Annotated in this window: 15 protein-coding genes; 8 read left to right on the top strand and 7 right to left on the bottom strand. The window is 69.7% G+C overall.

The genetic code is table 11. The features are described from left to right. Positions 1–70: 70 nt before the first annotated feature. Positions 71–931: a pirin family protein gene (locus tag G472_RS0128090; protein ID WP_029011052.1), complete on the top strand. Its 861-nt coding sequence runs from the start codon at positions 71–73 to the stop codon at positions 929–931. Positions 932–1,012: 81 nt separating this feature from the next. Here the strand turns inward: G472_RS0128090 and G472_RS0128085 are convergent, their stop codons facing one another. Beyond that, positions 1,013–2,038 carry a Fe(3+) ABC transporter substrate-binding protein gene (locus G472_RS0128085; protein ID WP_029011051.1) on the bottom strand — a complete coding sequence of 342 codons (1,026 nt, stop codon included), beginning with the start codon at positions 2,036–2,038 and terminating at the stop codon, positions 1,013–1,015. 376 nt (positions 2,039–2,414) lie between these two features. Here G472_RS0128085 and G472_RS0128080 point away from each other — a divergent pair, with 376 nt between their 5' ends. The 6 genes from G472_RS0128080 to G472_RS0128055 all read left to right on the top strand — a co-directional run bounded on the left by G472_RS0128080 (position 2,415) and on the right by G472_RS0128055 (position 9,402). Further along, positions 2,415–2,903 carry an invasion associated locus B family protein gene (locus tag G472_RS0128080; RefSeq protein ID WP_245593619.1) on the top strand — a complete coding sequence of 163 codons (489 nt, stop codon included), beginning with the start codon at positions 2,415–2,417 and terminating at the stop codon, positions 2,901–2,903. Positions 2,904–3,149: 246 nt separating this feature from the next. Further along, on the top strand, positions 3,150–4,712 hold the full coding sequence (gene gpmI, locus G472_RS0128075) for a 2,3-bisphosphoglycerate-independent phosphoglycerate mutase (protein ID WP_029011049.1): 1,563 nt from the start codon (positions 3,150–3,152) through the stop codon (positions 4,710–4,712). 2 nt (positions 4,713–4,714) lie between these two features. Next, complete coding sequence (locus G472_RS0128070) at positions 4,715–6,199, top strand: murein hydrolase activator EnvC family protein (protein ID WP_156927285.1); 1,485 nt, start codon at positions 4,715–4,717, stop codon at positions 6,197–6,199. Then, a complete protein-coding gene (locus G472_RS0128065) occupies positions 6,200–7,591 on the top strand; it encodes a S41 family peptidase (protein ID WP_029011047.1) in 1,392 nt (463 codons plus the stop codon). Between the two features lie 33 nt (positions 7,592–7,624). Next, a complete protein-coding gene (locus G472_RS36130) occupies positions 7,625–8,878 on the top strand; it encodes a divergent polysaccharide deacetylase family protein (RefSeq protein WP_035694005.1) in 1,254 nt (417 codons plus the stop codon). Further along, on the top strand, positions 8,875–9,402 hold the full coding sequence (locus G472_RS0128055) for an RNA pyrophosphohydrolase (protein ID WP_051341471.1): 528 nt from the start codon (positions 8,875–8,877) through the stop codon (positions 9,400–9,402). The genes G472_RS36130 and G472_RS0128055 overlap by 4 nt, the downstream gene beginning before the upstream one ends. A 47-nt stretch (positions 9,403–9,449) precedes the next feature. On the opposite strand, the gene G472_RS0128050 is transcribed toward G472_RS0128055, so the two are convergent. From G472_RS0128050 to G472_RS0128025, 6 genes are all read right to left on the bottom strand, one after another. After that, positions 9,450–10,274, bottom strand: coding sequence for a ferritin-like domain-containing protein (locus tag G472_RS0128050; RefSeq protein ID WP_029011045.1), 825 nt, complete (start codon positions 10,272–10,274; stop codon positions 9,450–9,452). A 141-nt stretch (positions 10,275–10,415) separates the two neighbouring features. Continuing rightward, complete coding sequence (locus G472_RS0128045) at positions 10,416–10,835, bottom strand: F0F1 ATP synthase subunit epsilon (protein ID WP_029011044.1); 420 nt, start codon at positions 10,833–10,835, stop codon at positions 10,416–10,418. Positions 10,836–10,948: 113 nt separating this feature from the next. After that, positions 10,949–12,397: a F0F1 ATP synthase subunit beta gene (gene atpD / locus G472_RS0128040; RefSeq protein ID WP_029011043.1), complete on the bottom strand. Its 1,449-nt coding sequence runs from the start codon at positions 12,395–12,397 to the stop codon at positions 10,949–10,951. A gap of 58 nt (positions 12,398–12,455) precedes the next feature. Further along, entirely contained in the window at positions 12,456–13,346 is an 891-nt protein-coding gene (locus tag G472_RS0128035; RefSeq protein ID WP_029011042.1) for a F0F1 ATP synthase subunit gamma, read from the bottom strand. A 74-nt stretch (positions 13,347–13,420) separates the two neighbouring features. Further along, positions 13,421–14,950, bottom strand: coding sequence for a F0F1 ATP synthase subunit alpha (atpA, locus tag G472_RS0128030; RefSeq protein WP_029011041.1), 1,530 nt, complete (start codon positions 14,948–14,950; stop codon positions 13,421–13,423). Beyond that, positions 14,950–15,519: a F0F1 ATP synthase subunit delta gene (locus G472_RS0128025; protein ID WP_029011040.1), complete on the bottom strand. Its 570-nt coding sequence runs from the start codon at positions 15,517–15,519 to the stop codon at positions 14,950–14,952. The genes atpA and G472_RS0128025 overlap by 1 nt, the downstream gene beginning before the upstream one ends. A gap of 365 nt (positions 15,520–15,884) precedes the next feature. Here G472_RS0128025 and G472_RS36125 point away from each other — a divergent pair, with 365 nt between their 5' ends. Beyond that, complete coding sequence (locus G472_RS36125; protein WP_035694004.1) at positions 15,885–16,208, top strand: hypothetical protein; 324 nt, start codon at positions 15,885–15,887, stop codon at positions 16,206–16,208. Positions 16,209–16,220 lie beyond the last annotated feature (12 nt).

The raw sequence follows: 16,220 nt of genomic DNA, 5'->3' as shown, positions 1-16,220 counted from the left end.
CCCGGTGGCTATCGCTTCCCGGTGGGAACGATTACCTCTGCCATCAGTCCCCCCGACCCGGAGCGTTCCCATGACCACCGCGCAGGCCACCCTCTCAGCCCCCCGCCCCGTGCTCGACGTCGCGGAGGGCATGGCCACCTCGGACGGCGCCGGCGTCAGTCTGATCCGGCTGATCGGCACGCAGCGGCTGCGCATGCTCGATCCCTTCCTGATGCTCGACTTCTTCGGCTCCGACGATCCCGGCGCCTACATCGCGGGCTTTCCGGAGCATCCCCATCGCGGCTTCGAGACGGTCACCTACATGCTGGCCGGGCGCATGCGCCACGCCGACAACCGCGGCCATTCCGGCGTCATCGAGACCGGCGGCGTGCAATGGATGACCGCCGGGCGCGGCATCCTGCATTCCGAGATGCCGGAGCAGACCGAAGGGCTGATGCACGGTTTCCAGCTCTGGATCAACCTGCCGGCACGGCTGAAAATGTGCGAGCCCGCCTACCAGGAGTTCCCCGCGCCGACCATCCCGGTGGAGACGCGGGACGGCGGCGTCACCGTCAAGGTCATCGCCGGGCGCACGGCGGCGGGCACCAGCGGGCCGATCCGCGCCGAGGCGACCGACGCGCGCTACGTCGACGTGGTGCTGCCGCCGGGCGCCGCCTTCGCCGAGCCGGTGCCGGAGGATCACAACGCCGTGGTGGTGGTCTACGAGGGCTCCGCCGACGTGGCCGGAACGCCGGTGACGGCGTTGAGCGCGGCCGTGCTGGGCGGTGCCGGCGACCACGCCGCCCTGACCGCCGGGCCGGGCGGCGCCCGTGTCCTGCTGCTGTCCGGCCGCCCCATCGGCGAGCCGGTGGCGTGGGGCGGCCCCGTGGTGATGAACACGCGCGAGGAGGTTCTGCAGGCCTACGACGACTTCCGCGCCGGCCGGTTCTGACACCGGAGCGGACCGCCGACGCAAAAAAGGGCGCGCCCTCCGCCGGGCGCGCCCCCTGGATGAACCGTGCCGTCCGGTGGCTTACTTCCAGCCGGCGCGGTCCATGACCTTCAACGCCTCGGCGTTGTTCTTGCCGTACACGGCGGCGTTCAGCTCGTCCTCCTTGAACGGGCCCCAGCCGGCCACGATGGGATGGACCTCGACGCCGGGCACCGCCGGGTACTCGTAGTTGCCCTCGGCGAAGACCTTCTGGGCGGCCGGGGTGGCCAGATACTCCAGGAACTTCACCGCCGCGTCCTTGTTCGGCGCGTTCTTCGCGACGCCGGCACCGGACACGTTGACGTGGGTGCCGCGATCACCCTGGTTGGGGAAGATGATCCCCAGCTTGCTCACGATCGCCTGGTCCTCCGGCTTCTGCGAAGCGGCGAGACGGCCGAAATAGTAGGTGTTGGAGACGGCGACGTCGCCCTCGCCGGCGGCCACGCCCTTGATCTGATCGGTGTCGCCGCCCTGCGGCTTGCGCGCCATGTTCTCGACCACGCCCCTGGCCCACTCCTCGGTCTTTTCCGGACCGTGGGCGGCGAGCATGGCGCCGGCCAGCGACTGGTTGTAGACGTTGGTGGAGGAACGCACCAGTACCCGCCCCTTCCACTCCGGCGCGGCCAGGTCCTCATAGCTCTTCAGCTTGGCCGGCTCCACCGCATCCTTGTTGTAGACCAGCACGCGGGCGCGCTTGGACAGGCCGAACCAGTGGCCCTCGGGCTCCCGCAGGTGGGCCGGGATCGCCTTCTCCAGCGCCTCCGACCGGATCGGCTGGAGAATTCCCGCCTCCTGGGCGCGCCACAGGCGGCCGGCGTCGACGGTGATCAGCACGTCGGCAGGGCTGTTGGCGGCCTCGCTGCGGATGCGCTCGATCAGCTCGTCGTCCTTGCCTTCGATCAGGTTGACCTTGATCCCGGTGTTCTTTTCGAACGTCTCGTAGAGCGTCTTGTCCACGTCGTAGTGCCGCGCGGAGTATACGTTCACCTCCGCGGCACCGGCGGCGCCGGCCGTCAGCAGCACGGCACCGAACGTGGCGGTCATCCAGCCGCGCGTTCCCTTGAACATCCCGCAAGTCTCCCGGATTTATTGGTTCACATGCAAATGCGAGCGGTTCGCACGCGGCACCTTGGCCGCCAACGCCGGCCCTGTCAAGCGCGATTGATTACCGTTCGCACACGCCGCCCGTTCCGCGACACCCCGTCGCCGGCACCACTGTTGCCGAACCGACGCAGCGCTGTGACCGTCATCCGACGCCGCATCCGCCCCTCGTCGATAAATTCCTGTTCCGCATGCAGATTTTGCTAAAAAGTTGGGCACTCCCGGGCGTTTTTCCGGCAACACTATGCTTGCGCCTATCCGTTCGGACGATATCATGCGGGCGGGAACAGCCCGAACGGACTGCATAAGGACCCGAACGATGCGCTGGATGCTTGTTGTGACGATGCTTGCCGGACTGTTGCCGGCGCTTGCGCCGGCGCCCGCCCGCGCCGTCGACCTGTCGAAATCCAGCGCCGAGTTCGGGCCCGAGGGGGCGTGGACGAACTCCTGCGAAATCGACCGGATGACGGACGCCAAGACGTGCCGCCTGCTGAACTACCGTCTGTTCGATGAAGGGGGCGAGGTCGGGTTCGTCGGGCTCAGCGTCATCCCCACGGGCAACGACTACCACCTGTTCCTGACCACCAGCCAGGGACTGATCGAAAACTGCGCCATCCGCGTCGACCGGCAGCCGCGCATCGAAACGCACATCGCCACCATCAACATGTGCATGTTCCCCAACTTCGTATCCGGCCGCATCGTCGATCAGTTCCGCAACGGCTCGACGGTGCTGGTGCGCGTCAACTTCCTGCGCGCCGGCCGGCGCGACATCGACTTCCCGCTGAACGGCTTCAGCCGCAATTTCGAAGAGATGCTGCGCAATCTTCAGTAACGGCGTTCAGCCCTGCGCTCATCGCTCGCCACCCATGCCGCCTGCGCCGGCCGCCCGGGCGGGTGCCGGGACCGGGCTTGAATTGACGCTGTGCGGGTCGGTCACTACGTTTGCCATGCAGGAAAGCGGCGCTCCTTCCCCGCCAAGGGGGAGGAGCGTTCCGCCGCGTCCGCGCCGCAATGAGAACAACCCGCAGCGGCGCCCCCTGACCGTGCCAGCCAACCCGCCTCGGAGAAAGGACCCGCGATGACCGAGACCCATCGTCCCCGCCCTGTCGTTCTGTGCGTCCTGGACGGCTGGGGCTACCGGGAGGAGCGTGCGGACAACGCCGTCGCCCTGGCCGACACCCCCACCTTCGACCGGCTGTGGGGCAACGAGCCGCACGCCTTCCTGGAGGCCAGCGAGGAGGAGGTCGGGCTGCCCAAGGGGCAGATGGGCAACTCCGAAGTCGGCCACATGAACCTGGGTGCCGGCCGCGTGGTCATGCAGGATCTGGTCATGATCGACCACGCCATCGTCGAGGGCGAACTGGAGCGCAACAAGGCCGTCGGCGACCTGATCGCGACGCTGCACCGCACCGGCGGGCGTTGCCACCTGATGGGGCTGCTGTCACCCGGCGGCGTCCATTCCCACCAGGACCATATGGCGGCGCTGGCCGCCGTCCTGGCGCGCGAGGGCATTCCGGTCGAGGTGCACGCCTTCACCGACGGGCGCGACGTTCCGCCGCAGTCGGCGCGCGACCAGGTGGCCGAGTTCATGGCCGACGTGCACGAGCTGGCCGGCGTGTCCGTCGCCACGGTCATCGGCCGCTATTACGCCATGGACCGCGACAAGCGGTGGGATCGCGTCGCCCGCGCCTACGCCGCCATCGCCCATGGCGAGGGAGAGCGGGCCGCCGACCCCATCGCCGCCATCGACCGGAGCTACGCCGCCGGCACCCATGACGAGTTCATCCTGCCCACCGTCATCAACGGCTACCGGGGCATGAAGGATGGCGACGCCGTGTTGATGGCCAACTTCCGCGCCGACCGCGCCCGGGAGATCCTGGCCGCTTTCGTCGACGCCGACTTCGCCGGCTTCGACCGCGGCACGCCGCCCGCACTCGCCTCGGTCACCGGCATGGTCGAGTATTCCGCCGACCTGGCGGCGCGCATGTCGACCATCTTTCCGCCGAAATCTCTCACCAGGGTGCTGGGCGAAGTGGTGTCCGAGGCCGGGCTGACGCAGTTGCGCATCGCAGAGACCGAGAAGTATCCGCACGTCACCTTCTTCTTCAACGGTGGCGAGGAGCGGCAGTATCCGGGCGAGGATCGCATCCTCGTGCCCTCGCCCAAGGTCGCGACCTACGACCTGCAGCCGGAGATGTCGGCGGCCGAGGTCACCGACAAGGTGGTCGCCGCCGTCGACGGCGGCACCTATGATCTGGTGGTCATCAACTACGCCAACCCCGACATGGTCGGACACAGCGGCAAGCTGGACGCCGCCATCAAGGCGGTGGAGACGGTCGACCGCTGCGTCGCCCGGCTGGAGGAGGCGGTGCGCCGGCAGGGCGGCACCATCCTGCTGACCGCCGATCACGGCAACTGCGAGATGATGAAGGACCCGGAGACCGGCGGGCCGCACACCGCCCACACCCTGGACAAGGTGCCGCTGGTGCTGATCAACGGCCCGGCCGGTGCGCGCATCCGCAGCGGCCGCCTGGCCGACGTGGCGCCCACCATCCTGGACCTGATGGGGCTGCCCAAGCCGGCGGAGATGACCGGCTCCAGCCTGCTGGACGGCACGCAAGCCCGCGCCGCGGCGGAATAGGGATGGCACAGGCGGGCCGCGGCGACCCTCACGGGCGTGCCCGCCACCGGGCGGCGTGGCCCCTGCTGCCCGTCCCGTCGGTGCTGGCCACCCTGCCGGTGCTGGCGGTTCTGGCCGCCGCCCCGGCCGGCGCGGCCCCGGAGGACGCCCCCGACCGGGCGCTGATGCGGGTGGAGCAGGAGATCGAGGCGGACGCGGCGCGCCGGCGCTTCCTCGACCGCCAGTCCGAGGCGATCGAGGCCGAGTTGGAGGAGTTGCGGCGCACCCTCGTGGCGCTGGCCGACGAGGCCCGCACCCGCGAGGGTGAACTGTCGGAGCTGGAAGAGTCGCTGCAGGCCCTGGAGGACGAGGAGCGCGACCGCGCCGACCGGCTGGACATGGAGCGCCAGCAGATCGCCCGTCTGCTGGCCGCCCTGCAACGGCTGTCCCGGATTCCGCCGGAGGTCGCCATCGCCCGGCCCGACGGGCCGGTGGACACCCTGCGCTCCGCCCTCATGCTGCGCGATGCGGTGCCGGTGCTGCGCGCCCGCGCCGATGCCCTGGCCGGTGCGCTGCGCCGGCTTGCCGACGTGCGCGAGCGGCTGGAGGAACAGCGGACCCACGCCCGCGCCGCCCGCGATGCGCTGGCCGGACGGCGCGCCGAGATCGCCCGCCTGGTGTCCCGCCGCGAGGAGTTGTCGCGCCGCACCGAGGAGGAGCGCCGGGAGGTCGCCCGGCGCATGGAGCGCCTGAGCGTCCAGGCCGGCGACCTGCGCCAGCTCATGGACCGGGTGGAGGCGGAGCGGCGCGCCGCCATGGAGGCCGCCGCCCGCCGCGAGGCCGAACGGCTGACCGCCGAGCGCCGCGCCGCCGAAGCGGCGGAACGGGCCGCCGCGGCCCGCCGCCTCGCCGAAGCGGCCGAGGACAAGCGCCGGCGCGAGGCGGACGCCAAAGCCGCCGAAGCGGCGGCGGTCGAACGCAGAGCCGCCGAAGCGGCGGCGGTCGAACGCAGGGCTGCCGAGACGGCAGCCGCGGACCTCAGAGCTGCCGAATCCCGCGCGGCGGTTGCAACCGCGCCCGCCGCACCCGATCTACCGCCCGCGACCCTGTCGGCGGGGGGCCTGCGCCAGCCGGTGGGCGGGCCGGTGGTCACCCGCTACGGCGAGGCCGACCGCTACGGATCGCCCAGCCGCGGTCTGACCATCCGCGCCCGTGCCGGGTCCGCGGTGGTCGCCCCGTCGGCCGGTGTGGTGATGTTCGCGGGTCCGTTCCGCAACTACGGGCAAATCTTGATCGTCGAACACGGCAATGGATATCATAGTCTGATTGCCGGACTTGGCCGGATCGACACCGCCGTCGGGAACAAAGTGGCGGCCGGGGAACCGATTGGTCTGGTGCCGGGGGCCGGCGATGACGCCCCGGAATTGTATTACGAGCTGCGAAGACACGGCCAGCCCATCAATCCGCAGCGCGGCTTCGGCGCTCCGGAGGGGAAAGGACAAGGGTAGATGAGCATGATGAAGCGTGCGGCCGCCGCTGCGGCGCTGGTGTTCCTGGGAGCGGGCATCGCCACGGTCACGGCCGAGACGAACACGTCGGAAACCTACCGGCAGCTTAACCTGTTCGGCGACGTGTTCGAACGCGTGCGGGCCGAATATGTGGAGCAGGTCACCGACGAACAGCTCGTCGAGGCCGCCATCAACGGCATGCTGACCGCCCTGGACCCCCATTCCAGCTACCTGAACCGCAAGAGTTTCCAGGACATGCAGGTGCAGACCCGCGGCGAGTTCGGCGGGCTGGGCATCGAGGTGACCATGGAGAACGGCCTGATCAAGGTCGTGTCGCCCATCGACGACACCCCGGCCTTCCGCGCCGGACTGCAGCCCGGCGACCTGCTGACCCACCTGGACGGCGAGGCCATCGTCGGCCTGTCCCTGAACGAGGCGGTGGACAAGATGCGCGGCCCGGTGGGCACCGACATCAAGGTCACCGTGCGCCGCGGCGAGACCGGCGAGCCGTTCGAGGTGACCCTGACCCGCGCCGTCATCAAGGTGCAGTCGGTGCGCCACCGCGCCGAGGGGGAGTTCGGCTACGTCCGCATCACCTCGTTCAACGAGCAGACCCAGGCCGGCCTGGAGCGCGCCATCGGCGCCCTTCAGCAGGAACTGGGCGACCGCATGAAGGGCCTGGTGCTGGACCTGCGCAACAACCCCGGCGGTCTGCTGGATCAGGCGGTGTCGGTGTCCGACACCTTCCTGGAGAAGGGGGAGATCGTCTCCACCCGCGGCCGCAAGTCCGAGGACGGCACCCGCTACAACGCCAAGCCCGGCGACATGGCCAAGGGCCTGCCCATGGTGGTGCTGGTCAACGGCGGCTCCGCCTCGGCGTCGGAGATCGTGGCCGGCGCCCTGCAGGACCATCGCCGCGCCATCGTTCTGGGCACCCAGACCTTCGGCAAGGGCTCGGTCCAGACCATCATCCCGCTGCCCGGGCACGGCGCCATGCGGCTGACCACGGCGCGCTACTACACGCCGTCGGGCCGCTCCATCCAGCAGCTCGGCGTCGCCCCCGACATCGAGGTGCATCCGGCCCGCGTGGAGGAGATCGCCGAGGCCGCCCGCCGCCGCGAGTCGGATCTGCGCCATTCCCTGACCAACGACAACGGCCGACCCGCCACGGCTCCGCGGCCGGCCCCCGGCGCCCCGGCCGCGCCCGGCGCCACCGGCCCCGGCACCATGGCGCCGCCCGCCAACGGCGCGCCGCCGGCGAACGGTGCGCCGGCCAACGGTGAGGACGCGGCCAACGACAACGCCGAGCCGCCGTTCGACTACCAGCTCGCGCGCGCTCTGGACCTGCTGCGCGGGGTGGCGCTGTTTCAGGCGCGCGCCGCCACCAACTGAGGACGGCGCCAGCCCGGCAACCGGACACCGCACGTGAACGCCACCGCCATACTGGGCCGCCTGAAGGCGAAGGGATTGCCACGCCTGCCGTGGCCCCGGCGCCGGACGGGATCGCCGTCGGCCGGCACCGGCCGGCGGCGGCCCGGTGCCCTGGCGGTCGCCTGGAGCCTGCTGGGGCTGGGCGTCGCGGGTGTGGGGGGCTGGCTGATGGCCAACGCCGACCACACCACCGGCACCCGCGCCGGCGCCATCCCCCACAGCACGGTGGCGGTGATCGGCGGCGCACCGCCGGCGGAATCCGCCCCCGCACCGCCACCACCGGTGGCGGCAGCCGCGCCGGCGGAGCCGCCGGCCGCTACCGCCCCTGCACCGGCCCCGGTATCGCCCGCGGCACCGCCCGTTCCGACCGCAGCCCCGGTCCCGGCGCCGCCGCCGGCCGCGGCGCCGGTCCCGGCGGCTCCGGACGCGCGCCTTGCGCTCGCCCCCGCCCCCTTCCCCGGCCTCGTCGAGGACACGCGCAACGGGCCGCTGCCGCGCATCGGCGACAACGGGGTCAAACCGTGGCAGGCGTACGCCCGCCCCTTCCCGGTCGGCGACAAACGGCCGCGCATCGCGCTGATCCTGGCGGACATGGGCGTGTCCGGGGTGACCACGGGCAACGCCCTGCAACGGCTGCCGGGCGCCGTGAGCCTGGCCTTCGTCCCCTATGGGGAGCGGTTGGACACCTGGATCGAGAACGCCCGCGCCGCCGGCCACGAGATCCTGCTGTCGCTGCCCATGGAGCCCGAGGGATTCCCGCGCAACGACCCCGGCCCCAACGCCCTGCTCGGCGGTCTGACGGCCGAGCGCAACACGGAACGGCTGCTGTGGTCCCTGTCGCGAGCGGTGGGCTACGTGGGGATCACCAGCAGCAGCGGCGGCAAGTTCACCGCCAACGCCGGCGCCATGAAGCCGGTGATCGACACGCTGCGGGCGCGCGGTCTGCTCTACATTGACCCCGGCACGGCGCAGCGCAGCCAGGGGCCGGCTCTGGCGGCGGAGGCCGACGTGCCCCACGGGCGCGTCGACCGGTTCATCGACCGCGACCTGTCGCGCGGCGCCATCGATGATCAACTGAAGGAACTGGAACGGATCGCCACCGCCAGGGGAGCGGCCATCGGCATCGGCCTCCCCTACCCCAGCACGATCGAACGGGTCGCCCTGTGGGCGACCGGTCTGGCCGACCGCGGCATCGTGCTGGCCCCCGTCTCGGCGGTGGTCAACATGCAGAGAGGCCCTGGCGGATGAGCGGCGGCAACAAGAAGAAACGCAAGGACGCACCGGCGACGATCAACCGGGAGGCCCTGCCCTACCGGCCCTGCGTCGGGGTGATGCTGTTGAACCCGCGCGGGCAGGTGTTCGTCGCCCGCCGCATCGACACCCGCGATGCCTGGCAGATGCCCCAGGGCGGCATCGACGAGGGCGAAACGGTGCATCAGGCCGCCCTGCGCGAGCTGAAGGAGGAGATCGGCACCGACCGCGCCGAGATCGTCGCGCAGACGCGGCAAACCCTGCGCTACGACCTGCCCGACCATCTGCTGGGCAAGGTGTGGAAGGGCCGCTGGCGGGGCCAGGAACAGGTGTGGGTGGCCGCCCGCTTCACAGGCACCGACGCCGACATCGATCTGGCGACCGAGCATCCGGAGTTCGACGCCTGGCAATGGGTCGATGCCGATGCCCTGGTCCGCCTGATCGTGCCCTTCAAGCGGGACGTTTACGAAGCGGTGCTGAAGGAGTTCGCACCGGTGCTGGAGGAGTCCCGGGTCGACTGAGGCTGCTGTCCGCCCCGCGGGCGGGCCGGCAGCCTCATACGGTCACATCATGCCCCGGCGCGCGCCAGCCGCCGGGAGCGGTTCTCCAGGTACCACCACGCCGCCCGGGTCGCCAGATTGAAGGTGACGGTGTGGGGTTTCAGGCCGCAGGCCTTGAAGATCATGGCGATGCCGCGGTCCAGGTGCTTGGGCCGGTAGCAGCCATAGGCGCGCCGCATGTAGGCGGCGCTGTAGGCCTTGCGCTCGTAGGGCGCATCCTCCGGCGCGTTGGCGGCGTAGTAGGCGTAGGCCAGTTCGTCGTCCTCGGTCTCGCCGATGCGCGACAGCGCCACCCAGACCCGCCGCGCCTTGGACAGGCGCTCCTTATCCAGATAGCGCTTGGCGTGGATGTAGAAGATCTTGTAGTGGCGCAACTCGTCGGCGGCGATCTGGCGGCAGATCTCCTTCAGCACCGGCTCGTCGGTGGAATCGCCGATGGCGGCGTAATAGGAGCTGGTGCCCGTCTCCACCATGCAGCGGGCGATCAGTTCGCCGCTGCGCGAGCCGCGCACGGAAGCGTTCAGGTCGATCGGTACGCGGTAGCCGGCGCGGAAGCGGGCGACGGCGCGGTCGAAATCGAACTCCGGATCCACCAGTGACGCCCACTTGCCCAGAGCCCGGCCGTGCTGCACCTCTTCCACGGCCCACTCGCGGGCGACCTCCTGAAACTCCGGGTCGTCGTGGAACACGTTGCAGAGGTACGCGGTGTAGTCGTCCGCGTTGAACTCGACCAGGGCGGCGGCCTTGATCAGCGGCAGGAGGTCATGATCGACCTTGCCGTGATCGATGCGGTCCCACGGGAGGTCCTCGTAGTTCCAATGCAGTTGCGCCATGTCCGTCCAGCACTCCCGTCCCGAAACGACGGCGCGCCCCACGAAGGAGGCGCGCAATTCCGGCAACTATGTATGCCCGGCTTCCCGCAATGCAACGGCAACGCCCAACCGTCAGCTATGCAATGCGGAAAACGCAGGACGTCAGTGGGCCGGGGCTCCCGCCGCGACGGCATCCAGCCGGGCGCGGGCCACGGCCAGCTTCGCCTCCACCTCGGCGCGCTCGCCGTCGCTCTTGGCGTCGGCCAGGTCCTCGGAGAGGTTGGCGATTTCCTGCTCGGTCCCGGCACGGTCGATCTGGGCCACGGGCTGGGCCTGCTCGGCCAGCACCGTGCAGCGGGTTCCGGTCACCTCGGCGAAGCCGCCGGCGACGAACACCCGGTCGACCACCCGGTCGCCCTCGTAGATGTCGATGACGCCCGGCCGCACCATGGAGATCATGGGCGCGTGGCCGGCCAGCACACCGAAGTCGCCTTCGCTGCCGGGAACCACCACCATGTCCACCGGCTGCGCGTTCAGCAGCTTCTCCGGGGAAACCAGTTCGAATTCGACTTTATCGGCCATCGGTGTCCTGCCCCTTCAACCGATCCCCCGCCCGTCACCGGGCGGGGGGCGGCGTGTGCGCTGTGGTGCCTTGAGACGCGGGCGGCCCGAGGGAGTCCGGCCGCCCCGTCCGATCAGGCAGCCTCGTTCGCCATCTTCTTAGCCTTGGCAACGGCCTCGTCGATGGTGCCGACCATGTAGAAGGCGGCCTCCGGCAGATGGTCGTAGTCGCCGTTCACGATGCCCTTGAAGCCGCGGATCGTCTCCTCCAGAGACACCAGCACGCCCGGCGTGCCGGTGAACACCTCGGCGACGTGGAACGGCTGCGACAGGAAGCGCTGGATCTTGCGGGCACGGGCGACGACCAGCTTGTCGTCTTCCGACAGCTCGTCCATGCCCAGGATCGCGATGATGTCCTGGAGCGACTTGTAGGTCTGCAGGACACGCTGCACGTCGCGGGCCACCTGGTAGTGCTCCTCACCGACGACGCGCGGGTCGAGGATGCGCGAGGTGGAGTCGAGCGGGTCCACGGCCGGGTAGATGCCCAGCTCGGCGATCTGGCGCGACAGCACCGTCGTGGCGTCCAGGTGGGCGAAGGAAGTGGCCGGGGCCGGGTCGGTCAGGTCGTCGGCGGGCACGTAGATGGCCTGCACCGAGGTGATCGAGCCCTTCTTGGTGGTGGTGATGCGCTCCTGCAGGGCGCCCATGTCGGTGGCCAGCGTCGGCTGGTAGCCCACCGCCGAGGGGATGCGGCCGAGCAGCGCCGACACCTCGGAGCCCGCCTGTGTGAAGCGGAAGATGTTGTCCACGAAGAACAGCACGTCCTGGCCTTCCTCGTCGCGGAAGTACTCCGCAACCGACAGACCGGTCAGGGCGACGCGGGCGCGGGCACCCGGCGGCTCGTTCATCTGGCCGTACACCAGCGCCACCTTCGAGCCCGGACCGTCGAGCTTGATGACGCCCGATTCGATCATCTCGTGGTAGAGGTCGTTGCCCTCACGGGTGCGCTCGCCGACGCCGGCGAACACGGAGTAGCCGCCGTGCGCCTTGGCGACGTTGTTGATCAGCTCCATGATCAGCACGGTCTTGCCGACGCCGGCGCCGCCGAACAGGCCGATCTTACCGCCCTTGGCGTAGGGGGCCAGCAGGTCCACCACCTTGATGCCGGTGACCAGCACCTCGGCTTCCGTCGACTGGTCGACGAACTCCGGCGCCGCCTTGTGGATCGGGGCGGTGCTCTTGTTGCCGATGGGGCCGCGCTCGTCGATGGGCTCGCCGATCACGTTGATGATGCGGCCCAGCGTCTCGGGGCCCACCGGGATAGAGATCGGGGCGCCGGTGTCCACCACCTCCTGACCGCGGACGAGGCCGTCGGTGGAGTCCATGGCGATGGTGCGCACGGTGTTCTCGCCCAGGTGCTGGGCGACTTCGAGCACCAGGGTCTTGCCCTCGTTCTGGGTGTGGAGCGCGTTCAGGATCGCCGGCAGATCGCCTTCGAACTGCACGTCGACTACGGCGCCCAGCACCTGCGTGATGCGGCCGACGGCGTTGGTCGAAGCCGGGGCCTCGGTCTTCTTAGCCATGGGGTAAAGCTCCCTCGGAACTCGAAAATGTCAAACAAACCGTTCGATCGGCCGTACGTCAGATCGCCTCGGCGCCGGAGATGATCTCGATCAGCTCCTTGGTGATGTACGCCTGGCGCGTCCGGTTGTAGGTCAGCGTCAGGCGGTTGATCATGTCGCCGGCGTTGCGGGTGGCGTTGTCCATCGCGGTCATCCGCGCGCCCTGCTCGGAGGCGGCGCTCTCCAGCAGCGCGCGGTAGATCTGGATGGACAGGTTGCGCGGCAGCAGCTCGGCGAGGATCTGCTCCTCCTCAGGCTCGAACTCGTAGACCGCCGCCGGCTCGGCCGACGCCGCCTCGGTGGCAGCACCCGCCTCGACGGCGAAGGGCACGATCTGCTGCAGCGTCACGACCTGCGAGATCGCCGACTTGAACTTGTTGTAGATGACGGTGCAGACGTCGAACTCGCCGGCCTCGTACATCTCGTTGATACGGCGCGCGATGCCGTCGGCGTCGGCGAACGACAGCTTGCGGCGGCCGATCTCCTCGTACGTCTCGACGATCAGCGACGCATAGTCGCGGCGGATCTGGTCGCGCCCCTTGCGGCCGACGGTCATGACCTTGACCGTCTTGCCCTCGGCCAGCAGGCGCTGGATGGTGCGCCGCGCTTCGCGGACGATGGAGCCGTTGAAGGCGCCGCACAGGCCGCGGTCGGAGGTGATGACCAGCAGGAGCTGCACCTGGTCGGAACCGGTGCCCGTCATCATCTTCGGGCCGGTCCCGTTGGCTTGCACGTTGCCGGCCAGCGAGGCCAGCATGCGGCCCATGCGCTCGGCGTAGGGACGCGCCGCCTCGGCCTGCTCCTGCGCGCGGCGCAACTTGGAGGCGGCGACCATCTTCATGGCCGACGTGATCTTCTGCGTCGACTTGACGCTGGCGATCCGGTTTTTGAGGTCCTTGAGGCTAGGCATGCCGGCCCTTTATCCCGCAAGAGTTCTGCAAACCGGCGCCCGGGGCCTCACGGCTCCGGGCGCGACGGCGTCGGTCAGACGAACACCTTGGCGAAGGTGTCGAGGAAGGCCTTCAGGCGCTCCTCGGTCGCCGGGGTGATCTGCTTCTCGTTGCGGATGGTGGCCAGGATGTCGGCCCCCTTCGCGCGGACCTCGTCCAGGAGCTTCTTCTCGAACCGGGTGACGTCCTCGACGCGAACCTTGTCGAGATAGCCCTTCACGCCCGCGAAGATGGAGACGACCTGCTCCTCGACCGGCAGGGGCTGGTACTGGCCCTGCTTCAGCAGCTCGGTCAGGCGCGCGCCGCGGGCCAGCAGGCGCTGGGTGGCGGCGTCGAGGTCCGAGGCGAACTGGGCGAAGGCAGCCATCTCGCGGTACTGGGCCAGCTCCAGCTTGATCGAGCCGGCGACCTGCTTCATCGCCTTGATCTGGGCGGCGGAGCCGACGCGGCTGACCGAGAGGCCGACGTTGATGGCGGGGCGGATGCCCTTATAGAACAGCGCCGTCTCGAGGAAGATCTGGCCGTCGGTGATCGAGATCACGTTGGTCGGAATGTACGCGGACACGTCGCCGGCCTGCGTCTCGATGACCGGCAGAGCGGTGAGCGAACCGGCGCCGTTGGCGTCGTTCATCTTCGCCGCGCGCTCCAGCAGGCGCGAGTGCAGATAGAACACGTCGCCGGGGTAGGCTTCGCGGCCCGGCGGGCGGCGCAGCAGCAGGGACATCTGGCGGTAGGCGACGGCCTGCTTCGACAGATCGTCATAGACGATCAGGGCGTGCATGCCGTTGTCGCGGAAGTACTCGCCCATCGTGCAGCCGGTGTAGGGCGCCAGGAACTGCAGAGGCGCCGGCTCGGACGCGGTGGCGGCGACGACGATGGAGTATTCCATCGCGCCGGCATCCTCCAGCGCCTTGACGATCTGCGCGACGGTGGAGCGCTTCTGACCCACGGCGACGTAGATGCAGTAGAGCTTCTTGGACTCGTCGTCGCCCTGGTTGATCGGCTTCTGGTTGATGAAGGTGTCGAGCACCACCGCGGTCTTGCCGGTCTGGCGGTCACCGATGATCAGCTCGCGCTGGCCGCGGCCGACCGGCACCAGGCTGTCGATGGCCTTCAGGCCGGTCTGCATCGGCTCGTGCACCGACTTGCGCGGGATGATGCCGGGGGCCTTCACCTCGACGCGCTTGCGCTCCACGTCGACCAGCGGGCCCTTGCCGTCGATCGGGTTGCCCAGGCCGTCCACCACTCGGCCCAGCAGGCCGCGGCCGACGGGGACGTCGACGATGGAGCCGGTGCGCTTGACGGTGTCGCCTTCCTTGATGCCGCGGTCGTCGCCGAAGATCACGACGCCGACGTTGTCGGTCTCGAGGTTCAGCGCCATGCCCTTCAGGCCGCCGGGGAACTCCACCATCTCGCCGGCGCGCACGTTGTCGAGGCCGTGCACGCGGGCCACGCCGTCGCCGACCGAGAGAACCTGGCCGACCTCGGCGACGTCCGCCTCGGTCCCGAAATTCGCGATCTGCTGCTTGAGGATCGCAGAGATTTCTGCGGCGCGGATATCCATCAGACTGTTCCCCCTGAGGCCTTCATGGCGAGTTGCAACTTGTCGAGCTTCGTGCGCACCGAGGTGTCGACCATGCGCGAGCCGAACCGGACGATCATGCCGCCGATCAGCGCCGGATCGACGGTCACGTTCACCGCCACCTTGGCACCGGCCGTCTTGCGCAGGGCGTCGGTCACCGCCTGGACCTGGGCATCCGACAGCGGACGCGCGGAGGTCACCTGCGCGGTGGTCTCACCGCGGCGGCGGGCCAGCTCGGCCAGATAGCCGTCGATCATCCCGGACAGCGCGAACAGCCGGCGGCTTTTGGCCACCAGCCCGACGAAGCGCTTCGTGAGGTCCGACACGCCGGCCCGATCCAGAACCGCGGCCATGGCGCGGCCCTGGTCGGCCCGGCTGATCACGGGGCTTTGGACGAGGCGGCGGAGGTCGGCGCTCTCGGCCAGGATTTGTTTCAGGTTGGTCAGATCGCTCGCAACCTGATCCAACGCCTTGCTTTCGTCCGCAAGCTCGAACAGCGCCGTGGAGTAGCGCGTCGCGAGTTCGGATACGCCTGTACCTTCGGATGCCACCTGATCCCTCGAATTGAGTTCGGTAGACGGTGAGTTTTCAGGGCCTTAGGAAGCGGGTTACCCCGGCCGCGGCGACCCCGGCCGCGAAAGCGAGCGGTCCAATATCACAGGATTAGCGGAGGCGCAACCGAGTCTGGACAACCGGCGTGCGGCGTTTGCGCCGCCGTTGCGAAATCATGCATCGATCCAATGACTTCGCCGGATTCACCGGGAACGGGATCGCAGCGGTTCCTGCCGGCGGCGGAGGCGCGGCAAAGCGTCCCGCGCCCTGTGATCTCGCGGGGATCGGGGTACATTTTTAACGGGCAGTTAACCGCCTGCGCACCACCGTCCGGTTTTCCGATCGCCTGAACCGCAGAGACCCCATGACCGTTGTCGCCTTCTCCGCCGCGCGCTTCACCCCCGCCGACCTTGCCGCGTTCGACGAGGTCGCCGGACCCAAGCTGCGCCAGGGCCATTGGGCGGGCGTGATGCGCGAATCCGGCCGCGACTTCGACCGGCTGCTGGTGATGCTCCCCGGCGTCGACCGGCCGGTGTTCCGCTTCGAGCGGGACCGGGCCGGCTCCTATCATCTGCACTTCCACGACCGGTCCGGCTGGTACGGGATCGGCAGCGGTGCCAGCGCTGTCGACTGCCTGTCCATCTGGCGCCCGCGCCGGGCGCGCCAGCGCACCGCACAGGCGGTATGACGCCGCCGGCGC

Origin of the sequence: Azospirillum halopraeferens DSM 3675 (genome assembly GCF_000429625.1) — a bacterium.
In the GTDB taxonomy this organism is placed as follows: domain Bacteria; phylum Pseudomonadota; class Alphaproteobacteria; order Azospirillales; family Azospirillaceae; genus Azospirillum; species Azospirillum halopraeferens.
This window is presented reverse-complemented; position numbering and strand designations above follow the sequence as displayed.